This window comes from Wansuia hejianensis, from assembly GCF_014337215.1.
Lineage (GTDB): Bacteria > Bacillota > Clostridia > Lachnospirales > Lachnospiraceae > Scatomonas > Scatomonas hejianensis.
Genome location: NZ_CP060635.1, coordinates 944,602 through 962,418 on the forward strand (window position 1 = coordinate 944,602; position 17,817 = coordinate 962,418).

Genomic DNA, 17,817 nt, shown 5'->3' on the forward strand with positions numbered 1-17,817 from the left:
GACGTGGATCTGATGAAATTAACTGCGGTACAGCTTTCAGCCAAAATGAAGGCCGGAGAGATCCGGGTGACGGATGCTGTAAGTGCTGCTCTCGCCGCGATAAAAGAGAGAGATAAAGAGGTGAACGCCTTTATCACCGTTGACGAAGAAGGTGCAATGAAGCGGGCCGGAGAAGTCCAGAGGCTGATAGATGCAGGAGAGCTTTCGGGGCCGTTAGCCGGTGTGCCCATTGCCGTAAAAGATAACATCTGTACAAAGGGACTGAAAACAACCTGTGCTTCAAAAATATTATACAATTTCGTTCCTACCTATGACGCGGAGGCGGCTGCCAATCTCGAGAAAGCTGGCTTGGTTATCATCGGCAAGACGAATATGGATGAGTTTGCGATGGGAAGCACCACGGAAACCTCTTATTTCGGCGTCACACGGAATCCCTGGAATGCAGATCACGTGCCGGGCGGCTCCTCGGGCGGCTCATGTGCGGCTGTTGCGGCCGGCGAGGTGCCCTGTGCCCTGGGAAGCGACACGGGTGGCTCTATCCGTCAGCCCAGTTCCTTCTGCGGCGTTACGGGAATGAAACCGACTTACGGGACCGTATCCCGATACGGGCTGATCGCCTATGGTTCTTCCCTGGATCAGATCGGCCCTGTGGGAAGAGACGTGACAGACTGTGCGGCGCTTCTGCAGGTGATCGCGTCCTATGACAGCAAGGATTCTACTTCCGTGAGGCTGGAGGACTATGATTTTATGAACGCTCTGAAGAATGACTGCGGCGGGATGAGAATCGGCATTCCCCGTGAATATTTTGGAGAAGGGCTGAATCCGGAAGTAAAGGAAAAGATTCTGTCCGCAGCCGAACTGTTGAGGGCGAATGGCGCTCAGGTGGAAGAGTTTGACCTGGGAATGCTGGAATATGCCATACCGGCCTATTATGTGATCGCATCCGCGGAAGCCAGCTCCAATCTGGAACGGTTTGACGGCGTGAAATACGGCTACCGCGCGGAGGATTACGAGGGGCTTCACGACATGTATAAGTGCAGCCGTTCCGAAGGCTTCGGGCCGGAGGTGAAGCGGAGGATTATGCTTGGTTCTTTTGTGCTGAGCTCCGGCTATTATGATGCCTATTATCTGAAGGCGCTGCGTACGAAAGCGCTGATCAAAAAGGCCTTTGACAGCGCTTTCGCCAGATATGACCTGATCCTGGCCCCGGCTGCCCCCACCACGGCGCCGAAGCTGGGTGAATCCCTCAGTGATCCGATCCAGATGTATCTGGGAGATATCTATACCGTTTCTGTGAACCTGGCCGGACTTCCGGGCATCACTGTTCCCTGTGGGGCCGACAGCACAGGTTTGCCTGTGGGGATGCAGATGATCGGCGACTGCTTCAGTGAAAAGACGCTGCTTCAGGCCGCCTATACCTATGAATGTCTCCGGAATTCGGAAGGAAAGGGGGAAGCATAATCATGGTGAGAGAATATGAAACCGTCATAGGGCTGGAAGTCCACGTAGAACTCGCTACAAAGACGAAGATATTCTGCGGCTGCTCCACTGAATTCGGCGGAGCGCCCAATACCCATACATGCCCGGTCTGCACCGGCATGCCGGGTTCTCTTCCGGTTCTGAACAAACAGGTAGTGGAATATGCCATGGCGGTGGGGCTTGCCGCCAACTGTCAGATCAATCAGAACTGCAAATTTGACAGAAAGAACTATTTCTATCCGGATAACCCTCAAAACTATCAGATTTCCCAGCTCTATCTGCCGATCTGCCATGACGGATGGATCGAAATTGAGACAGAAGAGGGCAGGAAAAAAATCAGGATTCACGAGATCCATATGGAAGAGGATGCCGGAAAGCTGATCCATGACGAATGGGAGGACTGTTCCCTGGTGGATTATAACAGGAGCGGGGTTCCTCTGATTGAGATCGTTTCAGAACCGGATATGCGCAGCGCTGAAGAGGTCATTGACTATCTGGACCGTCTGCGGATGATCGCCCAGTATCTGGGAGCCTCCGACTGTAAGCTGCAGGAAGGCTCCATGCGTGCCGACGTCAACCTTTCTGTCCGCGAAAAAGGCAGTGAAGCTTTTGGCACCAGGACAGAGATGAAGAATCTGAATTCCTTCAAAGCCATTGCCCGAGCGATCGCCGGGGAACGGGCGCGTCAGATCGACTTGCTGGAGAGCGGCCGTCAGGTCGTTCAAGAGACCCGGAGATGGGATGACACGAAGGAATACTCATATGCCATGCGTTCCAAAGAGGATGCCCAGGATTACCGGTATTTCCCGGACCCTGACCTGCCGCCGGTGGTGATCAGCGACAAATGGATGGAGAGAGTCCGTGCCTCCCTGCCGGAGCTGCAGCCGGAGAAGCAGGCCCGGTATGAAAGGGAGTTCCGCCTTCCTGCCTATGATGCGGCGATCATCACAGGTTCCAAGCGTCTGGCGGACCTGTTCGAACAAACGGTGGCGCTGGGAGGCAATCCGAAAAAAGTGTCCAACTGGCTGATGGTGGAGACTCTGCGTCTTCTGAAGGAACACGGAGAAGAGCCGGAGCAGCTCCGCTTTTCACCGGAGCACCTGGCGAAGCTGATCGCGCTGGCCGAGGAGGGCTCCGTCAACAGTACGGTAGCCAAAGAGGTCTTTGAAAAGATGTATGAAGAGGATGTGGACCCGGAAGCCTATGTGGAGGAACACGGGCTGAAAACTGTCAATGATGCCGGCGCCCTGGAAGAGGTTGTGAAGAAGGTCCTGGAGAACAACCCCAAGGTTGTGGAAGAATACAGGGGCGGCAAGGAAAAGGTGCTGGGCTTCCTGGTGGGACAGGTGATGAAAGAGATGAAGGGCAAGGCGAACCCTGCCATGGCCGGAGAGCTGATCAGAAAGCTGATCTAAAGAGTGTAATGGCGTTCTCCCTGAGATTGAATATTTTATAATATACAATCTCAGGGAGAATTTTTTATGAATAATAAATATGGATTAACAGGCAGAGGTGTCGGTATTGCCATGCTGGATACCGGGATCTTTCCACATATAGATTTTGATAACCGCATCATCTGCTTCAGGGATTTCCTGTATGGAAGAAAGCAGCCCTATGATGATAACGGCCACGGGACTCATACGGCAGGTATCGCGGCCGGAAGCGGAATCGGCAGCAACGGGCAGTATCCAGGTGTGGCGCCGGGCAGCCAGCTGATCGCTCTGAAGGTTCTGGACCGGAAAGGGAACGGACAGAAACGGGATGTGCTCCGTGCTCTGGAATGGATCAGGCAGAACAGGAGGAGGTATCGTATCAGGATCATCAATATTTCCGTTGGCACGACGGAAAAGGAGCCGGCCCTTCATGAAGCGCTGATTGAAGGGGTGGAAAAGCTGTGGGATGAAGGCCTCTGTGTGGTTACGGCCGCAGGCAACCTGGGTCCGGCGCCGGGCAGCGTTACCGCTCCGGGCAGCAGCCGGAAGGTGATTACGGTAGGCTCTTCAGATATGCTGGTCAGCAACCAGGGAATATCCGGCCGGGGGCCCACCAGGGACTGTGTGTGCAAGCCAGACCTGGTAGTGCCAGGAATGGACATCATCTCCTGCGCACCCGGAAGAGGCGGAAACAGATATGTCACAAAAAGCGGAACTTCCATGTCTACGCCGGTGATTTCTGGTGCAATAGCCCTGGCTCTGGAGAGAGATCCTTTGCTGACGAACGTGGAACTCAAGATGTTGCTGAAGGAATCCACACGGGATCTGGGATACGAACATAATCTGCAGGGATGGGGAGAGTTTTCGCTTGACACATTTTTACAGAAGGTTGTATAATGAACATATTGTATAACTGTATTATTGTATACAATAATACAAACGGGATACGGAAGGAGAAGAGATATGCAGAACAGACAAGTGAGAATGAATGGAAAAACCAACCTTTTGGAGTTGGAAGAGCACATGTATCCGCTGGTAGATGTGGAAACGCCCAATGTGTTCCGGAATCTGTTCCCTTACAGCGAGGTGCCGAAGGTAGCTTTTAACGACAGGATCGTCCCTCATCATATGCCCGGTGAAATCTGGATCACAGATACCACCTTCCGCGACGGGCAGCAGTCCAGGGCGCCCTACACGACGGACCAGATCGTGACAATCTTTGATTATCTCCATCGGCTGGGAGGACCCAATGGGAAAATCCGCCAAAGTGAATTCTTCCTCTACAGCAAAAAGGACCGGGATGCAGTATACAAATGCCTGGAAAGAGGCTATCAGTTTCCGGAGGTCACAAGCTGGATCCGGGCCAGTAAGAAGGATTTTCAGCTGGTCAGGGACATCGGCCTGAAGGAGACCGGCATTCTGGTAAGCTGTTCTGATTACCATATTTTCTACAAGATGAAGATGACCCGTAAGCAGGCCATGGAACATTATCTGAGCGTGATCCGGGAATGTCTGGAGACGGGGATAAGCCCCCGGTGCCATCTGGAAGACATAACGCGCGCGGATATCTACGGCTATGTGATTCCCTTCTGCCTGGAACTGATGAGGCTGATGGAGGAATACCGGATACCAATTAAGGTACGCTGCTGTGATACTATGGGGCTGGGCGTCAATTACGCAGGAGCAGTGATCCCCCGTTCTGTGCAGGGTATTATTTATGGCATCATGACTCACGCGGGGGTGCCGTCTCAGCTGATCGAGTGGCATGGGCACAATGATTTCTACAAGGCGGTGAGCAATTCCAGTACAGCCTGGCTGTACGGCGCCTGCGGCGTCAACTGTTCTCTCTTTGGAATCGGAGAGCGGACGGGGAATACTCCGCTGGAGGCCATGGTATTTGAATACGGGCAGCTCAAAGGGGATCTGGGAGGCATGGATTCCCGCGTGATCACGGAGCTGGCAGAATACTATGAGAAAGAGATCGGATATGAGATTCCGGAGCGGACCCCCTTCGTCGGAAAGAGCTTTAATATCACAAAAGCCGGAATTCATGCAGATGGGCTCTTGAAAAATGAAGAGATTTATAATATATTTGATACGGAGAAATTATTAAACCGTCCGGTGGAGGTATCGGTCTCCAATACCTCCGGCCTGGCCGGAATCGCCCACTGGATCAATACCCATTACCACCTGAAGGGAGACCGGCAGCTGGACAAGAACTGTGAACTGGTACAGCAGGTGAAGGAATGGGTAGACGCCCAGTATGAGGAGGGCCGGGTGACAGACCTGACCGGAGAAGAGCTGAAGCGGGCTGTGGACGGGGCGGCAGGACGGCTGATGATGGAACTGGACATAGAAGATATGTGAGCGGAAGGACAGACGAATGGCAGTAAAAAGTGCTTCTCTGAGAGGAAGAGTTTATCAGACGATCCGGAACGAGATATTGAGCGGTGATTACGAACAGGGGGCGGAGCTGGCAGAGATAGCCCTGGGAGAACGCCTGGGGGTATCCAGGACACCTGTCCGCGAAGCCCTGCGCCAGCTGGCGCTGGAGGGCCTCGTGGAGATTATACCTAATAAAGGCGCCTTTGTGAACGGAATCTCAGCTTCTGACGTATGGGATATCTATATGGTCCGCTCCAGGCTGGAAGGCCTCTGCGCCAGATGGGCGGCCATGCGGATCACTCCTGAGCAGCTGCAGGCGATGGAGGAGGTGATCTGCCTCTCGGAATATCATGCGGACCGTGAACATTACCGGCAGCTCTACGAACAGGACAGCCGTTTTCACGGACTGATGTATGAGGCCAGTGGAAGCCGGATGCTGTGCAATACGCTTCTTCAGTATCATCAGTATATCCAGAAGGTCCGGAGGCTGACCATCGAGAACCACCGGCGTTCCATGATGAGCAGTGAAGAACATAAAGAGATTCTGGCGGCTCTGCGCAACAAGGATGGTGAGCGGGCAGAACAGCTGGCGACCCAGCATATTTTAAACAGTATGAAGAATTTGCAGCAGTACGATATTGAAGAATTGCTGCATGAGAAAACAGAGTGATGGCAAGGAGGAAGACTATGCAGAAAATTACAATGACAACACCCCTGGTAGAGATGGACGGAGATGAGATGACCCGGATTCTGTGGCAGATCATCAAGGACGAGCTGTTGGCGCCGTTTGTGGAGCTGAACACGGAATACTATGACCTGGGACTGAAGAAGAGAGACGAGACCGGAGACCAGATCACGGTAGATGCTGCCAACGCTACCAAAAAATACGGTGTTGCCGTGAAGTGCGCGACAATCACCCCTAACGCCGCCCGTGTGACAGAATATGATCTTCACCAGATGTGGAAGAGTCCTAACGGGACTATCAGAGCTCTCCTGGACGGTACGGTATTCCGTGCACCTATCGTGGTGAAGGGAATTGAGCCCTGCGTGAAGAACTGGAAGAAACCGATTACGATCGCCCGTCATGCTTACGGCGACGTGTACCGGAATGTGGAAATGGAGATCCCGGCTCCCGGCGATGTGAAGCTGGTGTATGTGCCGGAGGGCGGTTCCGGGGAGCAGGAGCTTCTCGTACATCATTTCGAGGGAAGCGGCATCGTACAGGGCCAGCATAATCTGGACAATTCCATTGAAAGCTTTGCCAAGAGCTGTTTTGAATACGCGCTGGATACAAAGCAGGATCTGTGGTTTGCGACAAAGGATACTATTTCCAAAAAATACGACCATCGCTTCAAGGACCTCTTTGCAGATCTGTATGAGCAGAATTACAAAGAAAAATTTGAGGAGGCGGGAATCACCTACTTCTATACGCTGATCGATGACGCTGTCGCGAGAATCATGAAGGCAGAGGGAGGTTTTATCTGGGCCTGCAAGAATTATGACGGGGATGTGATGAGCGATATGATCTCTTCCGCTTTCGGTTCTCTGGCAATGATGACCTCTGTCCTGGTGTCTCCGCACGGATACTATGAATATGAGGCGGCTCACGGCACCGTTCAGCGTCATTACTACAAGCATCTGAACGGCGAAGAGACATCCACTAATTCCGTGGCAACTATATTTGCCTGGACAGGCGCTCTCCGTAAGAGGGGTGAGCTGGACAAGAACCAGGAACTGCAGAATTTCGCGGATAAGCTGGAGGAAGCTACAATTTCCACCATTGAATCCGGAAAGATGACAAAAGACCTGGCACTGATTACCACCCTGGAGAATCCGACAGTCCTGAACAGCCGTGACTTCATTGTAGCAATCCGTGAGAAGCTGGAGTCGCTTCTCGGATAGAATTTAATGCACAGATAAATACCGGGTCCGGGAACCTGCATGATGGTTCCCGGATCTGGTATTTTTTTCATAATTATGGCGCCAGTAGAATATGATTTTTGCAGTATTGACGATTGACAATTTGGGAGAATATTTTATAATTGACTTATCAATTATTGATAAGTCAATTATAATTGAAGTGAGGTATCAGAGATGGAAAATATGTTCTTTATGCTGTTATATCGTTCCTTTCATTCACAGAGGAACTATCTCCGTTCCTGCCTGGGGGATTCCGGACTGGGAGCAGGCCAGCCGAAACTGCTGGTATACCTGTCGGGACGGGGATCCTGCAGCCAGCGGGAACTGGCTGAATATTTTGAGATAGATCCTGCCGCAGTCTCCCGGATGCTATATTCAATGGAAAAGAGCGGCTTTGTGTCCAGAGAGACGAATCAGAAGAGCAGGCGCAGCGATCTGATCGCGCTGACGGAGAAAGGCTGTCAGTTTGCCGGAATCTGGAAAGAGAATTACCGCGTCATGGAGGATATCATGCTGGATGGCTTTACGGCGGAAGAGAAGAAAAAATTTGCCAGTTATCTTTCGCGGGCCTACAGAAACCTCCGCGCCGAGAAGGAGGGAGAGCCATGCGGGATATAAGAAGACTGCTGATGTATCTGGGCCCTTACCGGAAAGACATGGTGACCGGAGCCTTTCTGGTTCTGGCAGAAACCTGCCTGGAACTGTTCATTCCGGTCCTGATCGCCGACCTGATTGATGTGGGCGTGGCTGGCCATGATATTTCTTACATTCTGTCTAAGGGACTGCAAATGGGAGTATGCGCGGTCCTGGCACTGATTACAGGGCTTCTGTACGCACGTTTTGCAGCCAGGGCGGCATACGGATGGGGCGCGAATGTACGTGAAGCGCAGTATAAACGGGTGCAGAATTACTCCTTCGCGAATCTGGATCATTTCGACAGTTCATCTCTGGTAACCCGTATGACAACCGATGTGACGGTTTTGCAGAACGCAATAAACGGAGGCTTCCGCCCGTTAGTCCGCGGGCCTGTCATGCTGGTCATGGGAGTGGCACTGTCCTTCTGGATGAATCCCCGCCTGGCTTTAGTCTTCGTGGTCTGTACGCCAGTTCTGGGAATCATCTTGTTCTTTATTATCCGGAAGGTGGCGCCCATGTACGGATGGCTTCAGAAGACGGTGGACCGGCTGAACCATGTGGTACAGGAGGGGCTGACAGCTATCCGTGCTGTGAAAGCTTTTGTGAGAGGGCAGTATGAGGAAGAAAAGTTTCAGGCTGTCAACAGGGAGCTGATGGAAACCAGCCAGACTACCTTTCATTATGCGGTTCTGAATCTGCCGGTTTTCCAGGTTGTCATGTATACGGCAGTAGTTCTGATCCTGTGGTTCGGCGGGAACATGATCCTGGACTCTTCTCTGCAGGTAGGGGATCTGACGGGATTTCTCAGCTATGTGATGCAGGTAATTAATTCATTGATGCTGATCGCCAACGTGTTCCTGCTGCTGACCCGTTCCCTGGCCAGTGCCTGCCGGATCAGTGAGGTGCTGGATGAAAAACTGGTCCTGGATTCTCCGCCGGACGCAGTAAAAAATGTAACAGACGGAAGCGTTGATTTTGAGAATGTGTCCTTCAAATACCGCGCAGATGCCCGGAAAAATGCTCTGTCCGGCGTAACTCTCCATATCCGGGCGGGAGAGACTGTGGGAATTCTGGGTGGAACGGGCTCTGCCAAAACCACGCTGGTGCAGCTCATCCCCAGGCTGTATGACGTCACCGAGGGCACGGTAAAAGTCGGCGGCCGGGATGTGCGGGAGTATGATCTTGAAGCGTTACGGGATGCCGTGGGCATGATCCTGCAAAAAAACGTCCTTTTTTCCGGAACAGTGCGTGAGAATCTGAAATGGGGCAATCCTGTAGCCAGTGACGATACTCTCTGGGAGGCCTGTAGGACCGCCTGCGCCGATGAATTTCTGGAGCGGCTGCCCAGAGGGCTGGATACAGATCTGGGCCAGGGCGCCAACAATATTTCCGGCGGCCAGAAGCAGCGGCTGTGCATCGCCAGGACACTGCTCCGGCAGCCGAAGGTGCTGATATTTGACGATTCCACCAGCGCGGTGGATACAGCTACCGAAGGCAAGATCCGCAGCGCTCTGGCGGAGCTTAAAGATGTCACGAAAATCATCATCGCCCAGAGGATCACGTCTGTCATGAATACAGACCAGATCGTCATCCTGGAGGACGGAAAGGTGCATGCGGTGGGTACCCACCGGGAGCTGCTGGCGGGCGATCCCATTTACCAGGAAATATACAGGTCACAGATGAAAGGAGGGGATGATCATGGCAGCACGGCAGCTCAGTGCTAAAAAGCCCAAGGACCTGCGCTATACTCTGCGCATGCTGTTATCCTATATGGGGCGGCATAAATTCCTGCTTTTGGCAGTGGCCATACTGGTCGCGGTCAGCGCTCTTGCGAACTTGCTGGGCACGTATATGATACGCCCGATCGTCAATAATCTGGTGGTCGGAAACGTCCGTTCCCTGGTAACAGGCGTGGCGGCCACGGCTGCGATTTATGGGACTGGAGCTTTATCCGCTTATGGCTATACGCAGATTATGGTAAAGGCTGCCCAGCGGGTGCTGTTCGACATACGGAGAGACCTGTTCTCACACCTTCAGGGCCTGCCGCTCAAGTTCTTTGACACCCGGCGTCACGGGGATGTGATGAGCTATTTTACCAATGATGTGGATACGATCTCCGATGCCCTGAATAACAGCTTTGCCATGGTGATTCAGAGCTTTATACAGATGGTGGGCACGCTCCTCATTCTGTTCATCCTCAACTGGAGGCTGTCGCTGATTGTGGTGATATGCTATGCGGCCATGTTTTTATACATCAAATTCAGCGGCCAGAGAAGTAAGAAGTATTATACCCGCCAGCAGGAGAGCCTGGGAGATCTGGACGGCTATATCGAAGAGATGGTGAACGGGCAGAAAGTCGTTAAGGTTTTCAATCATGAGGCAGCCAGCCTGGAGACTTTCAGGGCTAAAAATGAAGCTCTCAGAAAGGCTGGGACGGGCGCGCAGAGCTATGCCGCTACGATGATTCCTGCCGTGGTGAGTATTTCCTATATCAACTATGCCATTGTCGCCGTCCTGGGAGGGATCATGGCCCTCCGGGGCCTCACAGACGTGGGCAGCCTGGCCAGTTATCTGGTGTTTGTCCGGCAGTCGGCCCTCCCGATCAACCAGTTTACACAGCAGAGTAATTTCCTGCTGGCAGCTCTGGCAGGCGCGGAGCGGGTGTTCGAGGTGATGAATCTGGAGCCGGAAAGCGACAACGGACAGGTAGACCTCATCAATGTGGAAGAAAAAAATGGTGAATTGTCGCCTTGCAGCCGGAAAACCGGGCGCTGGGCCTGGCGCAGGGCAGATGGGAAACTGGTTCCTCTCAGGGGAGACGTCAGGTTCCAGAACGTAGAATTCGGCTATGAGCCCGGGCATCCCATTTTAAAAGACATCAGCCTGTACGCGAAGCCCGGACAAAAAATTGCATTTGTAGGGTCCACAGGAGCCGGGAAAACCACGATTACCAATCTCATCAACCGTTTTTACGATGTACAGGGGGGTAGCATCACCTACGATGGGATCAACGTCAACGAAATGCGCAAGGATGCCCTGCGTCATTCTCTGGGGATTGTGCTTCAGGATACCCATCTGTTTACCGGAACAATAGCGGATAACATCCGATTCGGAAAGCTGGATGCCACAGACGATGAGATCCGTCAGGCAGCCCGGATTGCCAACGCGGATTCTTTTATCTGCCGGCTGCCCCAGGGCTATGATACGCTCGTGAAAGCGGACGGCGCCAACTTGTCCCAGGGACAGAGGCAGCTTTTGGCCATAGCCAGGGCGGCTGTGGCAGATCCTCCCGTCCTGATTCTCGATGAGGCGACTTCTTCCATAGATACCCGTACGGAGGCTCTGATTGAAAAGGGGATGGACCGGCTGATGGAGGGACGTACAGTCTTTGTCATCGCCCACCGTCTGAGTACGGTCCGTAACGCTGATGCGATCATGGTTCTGGAGAACGGACAGATTGTGGAACGCGGCAGCCATGAAGAGCTTCTGGCCGCCAAAGGACGTTATTACCAGCTGTATAACGGCCTGTTTGAACTGAGCTGAAAGGATGGTGGTATATGAGTTATCGTGCAGAAGGCTGTGAAAATATCTCCCAGGCTCCGGGAGCTACAGGGGAGGTCGGGGGCTTCCGCATCCGGCCGGGCCTGTTCCGGGAGAATGGGGCGGTGATTGTGCCGGGAGGCGTCAGCTTTACCATATCTTCCTGCGGAGCGGACTCCTGTGAATTATGCCTGTTTCACAGGGCGGCCTGTGAGCCATTCGCAGTGCTGCCCTTTCCGGAGGACTGCAGAATCGGACACACCTATTCCATGATTGTGTTTGGCCTGGATATCCGGGAGTTTGAATATGCTTACCGGATGGATGGGCCGCATGATCCGGCCAGGGGGCTGCTCTTCGACCGGACGGAGTTCCTTCTGGATCCCTATGCCCGGGCGGTTACCGGCCAGAGCGTCTGGGGCTGCCGGAAGGAACAGGGAAAAGCCTATCATGCCCGTGTTGTGCAGGATTCCTTTGATTGGAGCGGTTTTTGTGATTCAAAAATCCCTTTTCAGGATATGGTCATCTATGAGACACATGTGAGAGGTTATACAAAGCACCCATCCTCCGGCGTGAAGCATGGAGGGACTTTTGCCGGGCTCATGGAGAAACTGCCTTATCTTCTGGAGCTGGGAGTTAATGCCGTAGAGCTGATGCCCATTTTTGAATTTGACGAGACGGCTGACGAACGCATTGTGGATGGGAGACAGCTGCTGAATTACTGGGGTTACAATACAGTCTGCTTTTTCGCGCCTAATACCAGCTATACGGCCGCTGTTGAATATAACCGGGAAGGGACGGAGCTGAAACAGCTGATACGGGAATTTAACGCGCACGGCATTGAGGTAATCCTGGATGTCGTCCTGAACCATACGGCGGAGGGCGATGAACGGGGCCCATTCTTCTCTTTCAAGGGAATTGATAATCAAATTTACTACATGCTCACGCCGGATGGCAGGTATTATAACTTTTCCGGCGTCGGGAACACTCTGAACTGCAACCATCCGGTGGTCCGCCAGTTTATACTGGACTGTCTCCGGCACTGGGTGATTGAATACAGAGTCGATGGCTTCCGGTTTGATCTGGCTTCGATTCTGGGAAGAGACGAGAACGGCAGCCCGCTGTCAAAGCCTCCGCTGTTGGAAAGTCTGGCATTTGACCCTATCCTGGGCCAGGTAAAACTGATTGCTGAGGCCTGGGACGCGGGCGGCCTGTACCAGGTGGGGTCGTTCCCGTCCTGGAACCGGTGGGCGGAATGGAACGGGAAATACCGGGATGATGTACGGCGCTTTCTCAAAGGGGATGAAAACACCGCAGCTGCGGCCATTGAGCGCATCTGCGGTTCGCAGGATCTGTATCCGCCGGACAGGCGGCAGAACGCTTCTGTGAATTTTCTTACCTGTCACGACGGGTTTACATTATATGACCTGTACGCCTATAATGAAAAACACAATGAGGCGAACGGATGGGAGAATACTGACGGGGCCTGGGACAATCACAGCTGGAACTGCGGCGCTGAGGGCGAGACGGAAGCTCCGGAGATTCTCGCCCTCCGGGAACGTCTGAGGAAAAACGCATTTACCGTTCTTCTGTGCAGCCACGGGGCAGCTATGTTCCTGTCCGGCGACGAATTCTGCAACACACAGTACGGCAATAATAACGCATACTGCCAGGACAATGAAATTTCCTGGTTGGACTGGTCGCGTCTGGAGCAATACCGGACATTTCAGCAATTCGTGGCGCGGCTGATTGCTTTCAGAAAGGAGCATCCTGTGCTGCGCGGCAAGACTGCGCCTGCCCGGTGCGGCTGGCCGGATCTGTCGCTGCACAACGGAACTGCGTGGAACAGGGAGACGGACCCGTTTACCCGGCAGATCGGCGTGCTGTTTGCCGGGAGACAGAAAGGTGGGCAGAAGGATGATCTGGTGCTGCTGGCCGTCAATGCTCACTGGGAGCCTCACAGGCAGGAGCTTCCGGAGGCTCCAAATGGCTGCGGCTGGCGGCTGAAGCTTCATACCTTCTGTGAAGACTCTTTTCAGCCGGATACGCCCTTTGACGGTAAAAGCATGATGATAGGGCCGCGGTCTGCCGCAGTATTCGTGGCAGAATAGGTTTCAGCTTACTCTGCCAGTTCAGCCCATTGGTCATAGAGCTGTTCCAGCTGCCCGGCAATTTCCGCTTTTTCATGGGAAAGCTCCTGGCAGCGAGGGAGATCGGTTCCGGTTTCCGGCAGATTAAATTCCTCGTCAATTTCCTTATCCCGGGTTTCCAGCTCCGAGATAAGGGTTTCCAGCTTCTTCAGGTCGTTTTCTCTCTTGCGGAGCCGCGCCTGCTCCTCTTTGCGCGTTTTCCAGTCCATCTGGGCGGAAGATGCGGACTGTTCTTCAGCCTCCGGTCCGGAGACGGCGGAAGAGACGTAGGCGCGGGTCAGTTCTTCCTTCTTTTCCTGATAGTAATCGTAATTTCCGATATAGTTAATCAGGGTCTGGCCGGTCAGTTCCAGGATGCGGGTAGCGGTCTGGTTGATGAAATAACGGTCATGGCTGACATACAGGACCGTTCCCGCATATTTTCTCAGAGCTTCCTCCAGGATTTCCTTGGATACGATATCCAGATGGTTGGTGGGCTCATCCAGTATGAGAAAATTAGCCTCTGAAAGCATGAGCTTGGCCAGGGAAACCCGGCCCCGTTCTCCGCCGCTCAGTGTGCGGATCGGCTGGAATACTTCGTCACCGGTAAAGAGAAATGCGGCCAGCACATTCCGTATCTGCGTCTGGGTCATCGAAGGATAGGTATCAGAGATCTCCTCAAATATCGTCTTATCCATATGCAGTACCTGATGCTCCTGGTCATAGTATCCGATATGTACTTTTGAACCCAGCGCAATGCTCCCATGGTCTGCCTCCACAAGGCCGTTAATAATTTTCAGTATGGTAGTCTTTCCTGTCCCGTTGCTGCCGATGATGGCGACACGTTCACCCCTGTGTATCTCAAAATCCTGGTTTTCAAACAGGGATACGCCGGAGTAGGCTTTTGACAGCCCTCTGACTGTCAGCACGTCATTGCCGCTGATGATCCTTGGCGTCAGGTGAATGCGCATGTCCGCCTGGGGAATGGCGGGCTTATCCAGAACTTCAATCTTATCCAGCAGCTTTTCCCTGCTCTCTGCCCTTCGGATCGATTTTTCCCTGTTGAAGGAGCGCAGCTTTGTAATTACCTCTTCCTGGCGGCGTATTTCCTGCTGCTGGTTCAGATAGGCGTTGTATTCCGCCCGGCGGATCACCGCCTTTTTCTCACTGTAGACTGTATAATTTCCGGGAAACATTAAGGATTTTCCGTTTTCTATTTCAATGACCTTCGTGACGATGCGGTCCAGAAAATAGCGGTCATGAGAGACAATCAGGACCGCGCCGGGATAATTCATCAGATACGTTTCCAGCCAGGAGATGGATTCCATATCCAGGTGATTGGTAGGCTCATCCAGCAGAAGCACATCTGGTTTGGTCAGGAGCAGGCGGCCGAGAGCCACTCTGGTTTTCTGCCCTCCGGAGAGGGTGTCCAGCTCCCGGTGGAAATCCTCTTCTGGGAAACCAAGCCCCTTGAGTACGCCTGTCACTTCGCTCTGGCAGGCGTATCCATTGGCCAGTTCAAAGGTGTGGGTCAGCCGGGTGTAGGAAGCCATCAGTCCATCCAGCTCTCCGGGGTCCGCATTTTTCATCTGTATCTCCAGAACGCGCATCTTGCGTTCCATATCCAGAATGTCCTGCTTTGCCTCCAGTACCACTTCGTAGATGGTCCGGTCGCCGCTGATGTCCTGATGCTGCGCCAGATATCCGATGGTTTTCCCCTTAGCCAGGATCACCTGGCCGGAATCGGGCTGTATTTCTCCCATGATTATTTTCAGCAGAGTGGTCTTTCCTGCTCCGTTGACGCCAATGAGGGCGGCTTTTTCGTGTTCCTCTATATGAAAAGATACATCACGGAGAATTTCCGTGGCTGCAAATGCCTTATTGATATTTTGACAGGCCAGTACCATATTACACCTCCACATTGTTTTCAGTACTTATTATACAGAAAAAACGAAAATAGACAAGAAAAACAGAAGAAATCTTTGACAATCTTCTGTCAAATAGATATAATGGTAAAAGAATTAGTGGATCGAAGAGTCGGGCAGCAAATACCTGGACAGGAGGAATAGGAGTAGTGAGCGAAAAGGGTATTTCAAAAGCCGTTATCAAGCGGCTTCCGAGGTATTACAGATACCTTGGGGAGTTATTGGAAGCCGGTGTGGAGAGAATCTCGTCCGGAGAACTCAGTGAACGGATGAAAGTTACTGCGTCACAGATCCGTCAGGATCTGAATAATTTCGGCGGATTCGGACAACAGGGCTACGGATATAATGTACGGTACCTTCATGATGAAATCGGCAAGATCCTTGGCCTGAACAGAATACACAACATGGTGATTATCGGAGCGGGAAATCTCGGACAGGCGCTGGCGAATTACGCCTCCTTCGAGCGGAGCGGCTTCAGGACGGTTGGGCTGTTCGATGTGAATCCGGTCCTGCAGGGTGTGACAGTCAGAGGAATTCCCATCCGCATGGTGGACGAGCTCCCGGAATTTATCAAAGAAAATAAAGTAGAGATCGCTACGTTGACCCTTCCGAAGTCCAGAGCCAAAGAGATGGCCCAGCTTCTGGTAGAATACGGGATACGGGCGATCTGGAATTTCGCCCATACGGATTTGAATCTGGTCCTGCCCCGCGACGTCATCGTGGAGAACGTACATCTGTCCGAGAGCCTGATGCGGCTTTCCTATAATCTGACCAGCTATGAAGAAAAGCATAAGACGAATAAATAACAACAGAGGCAGAGCCGTCCAAGGGCTTCTGCCTTTATTTTGCACAGGAGAAAGGAGGAATCATACGGAATGAGAAGAATTCTCAGTGCGGAACAGATGCGGCAGGCGGACCAGTCAGCGATGGCGATGGGTCTCCCATCGATGGTCCTGATGGAGAGGGCCGCGCTGGCGGTAGTGGAAGAGATGACTGGCAGGGGGCTGGATCTGAGCCGTGTCTGCGTGGTCTGCGGAACGGGTAATAACGGCGGAGACGGGGTTGCCGCAGCCCGTATTTTATGTGAACGGGGCTGGCGGCCAGCTGTCTGTCTGACAGGGAACCCGGAAAAATACAGTGAGCAGCTCAAACAGCAGATCCGGATAGCGGAAAATTATCCTGTAACTTTCATTAATAGTTTCAGGCCTTCTGAATATACTGTTATCATAGATGCAATCTTTGGCATCGGCCTGCGCCGTCCGGTTGCAGGGACATACCGGGAGATAATCGACGGAATCAACAGCTCAGGAGGGACTGTGGTTTCCGTGGACATCCCGTCCGGGATACATACGGACACGGGGGAAATCATGGGAACGGCGGCACGGGCGGACCTGACGGTCACTTTCGCACGGGGCAAGACAGGTCTGTATCTCTACCCGGGAGCTGCCTGTGCGGGTACGGTGGTTGTCAGGGATATCGGCATCCCGGTGGGATCCGGACCAGAAGGCGGGCCGGGACTGTATTGTCTGGAGCCATCGGATCTTTCCTGCCTTCCGGCCAGGGATCCGTCCGGCAATAAGGGCACATTCCGTAAGCTGCTGGTAATTGCCGGATCGGACAGAATGTGCGGAGCCGCATATCTGGCTGCCCGTGCCGCGCTCATGACCGGGATCGGAATGGTAAAAATCTATACGCCTGAGGCCAACCGCCTTCCCCTGTCAGTGCTTCTGCCGGAAGCGCTGATATCCACCTACCGGGAATCGGCCTGGAACCTCCAGGAATTTAACCGTGACCTGGAATGGGCCGACTCTGTTGTAATCGGACCGGGGCTGGGAACCTCTGAGTTCGCCGGAAGACTTTTGGCTTATTTCCTTGACAGAAATGAACTTCCCTGTGTTATAGATGCAGATGCGCTTAATCTGCTGGCATCGAAAAAAGAGCTGTGGAATGCTCTGAAAGCTCCCTGCATCATAACTCCTCATGTGGGAGAAATGTGCCGGCTTATGGGAACAACGCCAGAAGTGGTAAAAAAGGATCTGATAGAAACTGCCCGCAGATTTGCCACACTTCATCAGGTGACCTGTATACTGAAGGATGCGCGCAGTGTGACGGCGCTGCCTGACGGCAGATGTTACCTGAACCTGAGCGGCAACAGCGGTCTTGCTACGGCCGGCAGCGGAGATGTGCTCTCCGGGATTGCAGCGGGGCTGGCGGCGCAGTATCCTCAGCTTCCGGTTCCGCCCGCGGCTCTGGCAGCGTATGTACACGGGCTGTGCGGGGAGAGCGCATCTTCAAAATACTCTGAAAACTCTATGACCGCCCGGAATGTGCTGGAGGCTATCCCGGAGTACCTGTAACAGAAAAAAACGGACA

The 17,817-nt window shown here is 53.1% G+C and carries 13 protein-coding genes; 12 read left to right on the forward strand and 1 reads right to left on the reverse strand.

Annotated elements, in window-relative coordinates; genetic code table 11:
* Nucleotides 1-3: 3 nt before the first annotated feature.
* The 10 genes from gatA to H9Q79_RS04365 all read left to right on the forward strand — a co-directional run bounded on the left by gatA (nucleotide 4) and on the right by H9Q79_RS04365 (nucleotide 13,501).
* Nucleotides 4-1,461: an Asp-tRNA(Asn)/Glu-tRNA(Gln) amidotransferase subunit GatA gene (gene gatA / locus H9Q79_RS04320; protein WP_249329261.1), complete on the forward strand. Its 1,458-nt coding sequence runs from the start codon at nucleotides 4-6 to the stop codon at nucleotides 1,459-1,461.
* Nucleotides 1,462-1,463: 2 nt separating this feature from the next.
* Entirely contained in the window at nucleotides 1,464-2,894 is a 1,431-nt protein-coding gene (gene gatB / locus H9Q79_RS04325; RefSeq protein WP_118642764.1) for an Asp-tRNA(Asn)/Glu-tRNA(Gln) amidotransferase subunit GatB, read from the forward strand.
* A 66-nt stretch (nucleotides 2,895-2,960) separates the two neighbouring features.
* Entirely contained in the window at nucleotides 2,961-3,809 is an 849-nt protein-coding gene (locus tag H9Q79_RS04330) for a S8 family peptidase (RefSeq protein ID WP_118642766.1), read from the forward strand.
* Between the two features lie 66 nt (nucleotides 3,810-3,875).
* Nucleotides 3,876-5,279, forward strand: coding sequence for a hydroxymethylglutaryl-CoA lyase-like TIM-barrel protein (locus H9Q79_RS04335; protein WP_118642768.1), 1,404 nt, complete (start codon nucleotides 3,876-3,878; stop codon nucleotides 5,277-5,279).
* 16 nt (nucleotides 5,280-5,295) lie between these two features.
* Nucleotides 5,296-5,967, forward strand: a complete 672-nt coding sequence (locus tag H9Q79_RS04340; protein WP_118642770.1) for a GntR family transcriptional regulator — start codon at nucleotides 5,296-5,298, stop codon at nucleotides 5,965-5,967.
* Nucleotides 5,968-5,984: 17 nt separating this feature from the next.
* Entirely contained in the window at nucleotides 5,985-7,199 is a 1,215-nt protein-coding gene (locus H9Q79_RS04345) for an NADP-dependent isocitrate dehydrogenase (RefSeq protein ID WP_118642772.1), read from the forward strand.
* Nucleotides 7,200-7,391: 192 nt separating this feature from the next.
* The gene (locus H9Q79_RS04350) at nucleotides 7,392-7,835 is read left to right on the forward strand and encodes a MarR family winged helix-turn-helix transcriptional regulator (protein WP_249329262.1); all 444 of its coding nucleotides are present in this window, start codon (nucleotides 7,392-7,394) and stop codon (nucleotides 7,833-7,835) included.
* Nucleotides 7,823-9,577 carry an ABC transporter ATP-binding protein gene (locus H9Q79_RS04355; RefSeq protein WP_249329263.1) on the forward strand — a complete coding sequence of 585 codons (1,755 nt, stop codon included), beginning with the start codon at nucleotides 7,823-7,825 and terminating at the stop codon, nucleotides 9,575-9,577. The genes H9Q79_RS04350 and H9Q79_RS04355 overlap by 13 nt, the downstream gene beginning before the upstream one ends.
* A complete protein-coding gene (locus H9Q79_RS04360; RefSeq protein WP_249329264.1) occupies nucleotides 9,552-11,396 on the forward strand; it encodes an ABC transporter ATP-binding protein in 1,845 nt (614 codons plus the stop codon). Before H9Q79_RS04355 ends, H9Q79_RS04360 begins: the two co-directional genes overlap by 26 nt.
* 14 nt (nucleotides 11,397-11,410) lie before the next feature.
* Nucleotides 11,411-13,501 (forward strand): glycogen debranching protein, encoded by a 2,091-nt coding sequence (locus H9Q79_RS04365; protein ID WP_249329265.1) that lies wholly within the window; start codon nucleotides 11,411-11,413, stop codon nucleotides 13,499-13,501.
* Nucleotides 13,502-13,509: 8 nt separating this feature from the next.
* On the opposite strand, the gene H9Q79_RS04370 is transcribed toward H9Q79_RS04365, so the two are convergent.
* Entirely contained in the window at nucleotides 13,510-15,426 is a 1,917-nt protein-coding gene (locus H9Q79_RS04370; RefSeq protein WP_249329266.1) for an ABC-F family ATP-binding cassette domain-containing protein, read from the reverse strand.
* 167 nt (nucleotides 15,427-15,593) lie between these two features.
* Here H9Q79_RS04370 and H9Q79_RS04375 point away from each other — a divergent pair, with 167 nt between their 5' ends.
* Nucleotides 15,594-16,250: a redox-sensing transcriptional repressor Rex gene (locus H9Q79_RS04375; protein ID WP_118642780.1), complete on the forward strand. Its 657-nt coding sequence runs from the start codon at nucleotides 15,594-15,596 to the stop codon at nucleotides 16,248-16,250.
* 69 nt (nucleotides 16,251-16,319) lie between these two features.
* On the forward strand, nucleotides 16,320-17,801 hold the full coding sequence (locus H9Q79_RS04380) for an NAD(P)H-hydrate dehydratase (protein ID WP_249329267.1): 1,482 nt from the start codon (nucleotides 16,320-16,322) through the stop codon (nucleotides 17,799-17,801).
* Nucleotides 17,802-17,817 lie beyond the last annotated feature (16 nt).

Excerpts from the sequence above, each read along its gene's own strand:
- H9Q79_RS04360 (WP_249329264.1), top strand. The coding sequence starts at position 9,552 with ATGGCAGCACGGCAGCTCAGTGCTAAAAAGCCCAAGGACCTGCGCTAT.
- H9Q79_RS04380 (WP_249329267.1), top strand. The coding sequence starts at position 16,320 with ATGAGAAGAATTCTCAGTGCGGAACAGATGCGGCAGGCGGACCAGTCA.
- H9Q79_RS04355 (WP_249329263.1), top strand. The coding sequence starts at position 7,823 with ATGCGGGATATAAGAAGACTGCTGATGTATCTGGGCCCTTACCGGAAA.
- H9Q79_RS04330 (WP_118642766.1), top strand. The coding sequence starts at position 2,961 with ATGAATAATAAATATGGATTAACAGGCAGAGGTGTCGGTATTGCCATG.
- H9Q79_RS04350 (WP_249329262.1), top strand. The coding sequence starts at position 7,392 with ATGGAAAATATGTTCTTTATGCTGTTATATCGTTCCTTTCATTCACAG.
- H9Q79_RS04340 (WP_118642770.1), top strand. The coding sequence starts at position 5,296 with ATGGCAGTAAAAAGTGCTTCTCTGAGAGGAAGAGTTTATCAGACGATC.
- H9Q79_RS04345 (WP_118642772.1), top strand. The coding sequence starts at position 5,985 with ATGCAGAAAATTACAATGACAACACCCCTGGTAGAGATGGACGGAGAT.
- H9Q79_RS04370 (WP_249329266.1), bottom strand. The coding sequence starts at position 15,426 with ATGGTACTGGCCTGTCAAAATATCAATAAGGCATTTGCAGCCACGGAA.
- H9Q79_RS04335 (WP_118642768.1), top strand. The coding sequence starts at position 3,876 with ATGCAGAACAGACAAGTGAGAATGAATGGAAAAACCAACCTTTTGGAG.
- gatB (WP_118642764.1), top strand. The coding sequence starts at position 1,464 with ATGGTGAGAGAATATGAAACCGTCATAGGGCTGGAAGTCCACGTAGAA.
- H9Q79_RS04365 (WP_249329265.1), top strand. The coding sequence starts at position 11,411 with ATGAGTTATCGTGCAGAAGGCTGTGAAAATATCTCCCAGGCTCCGGGA.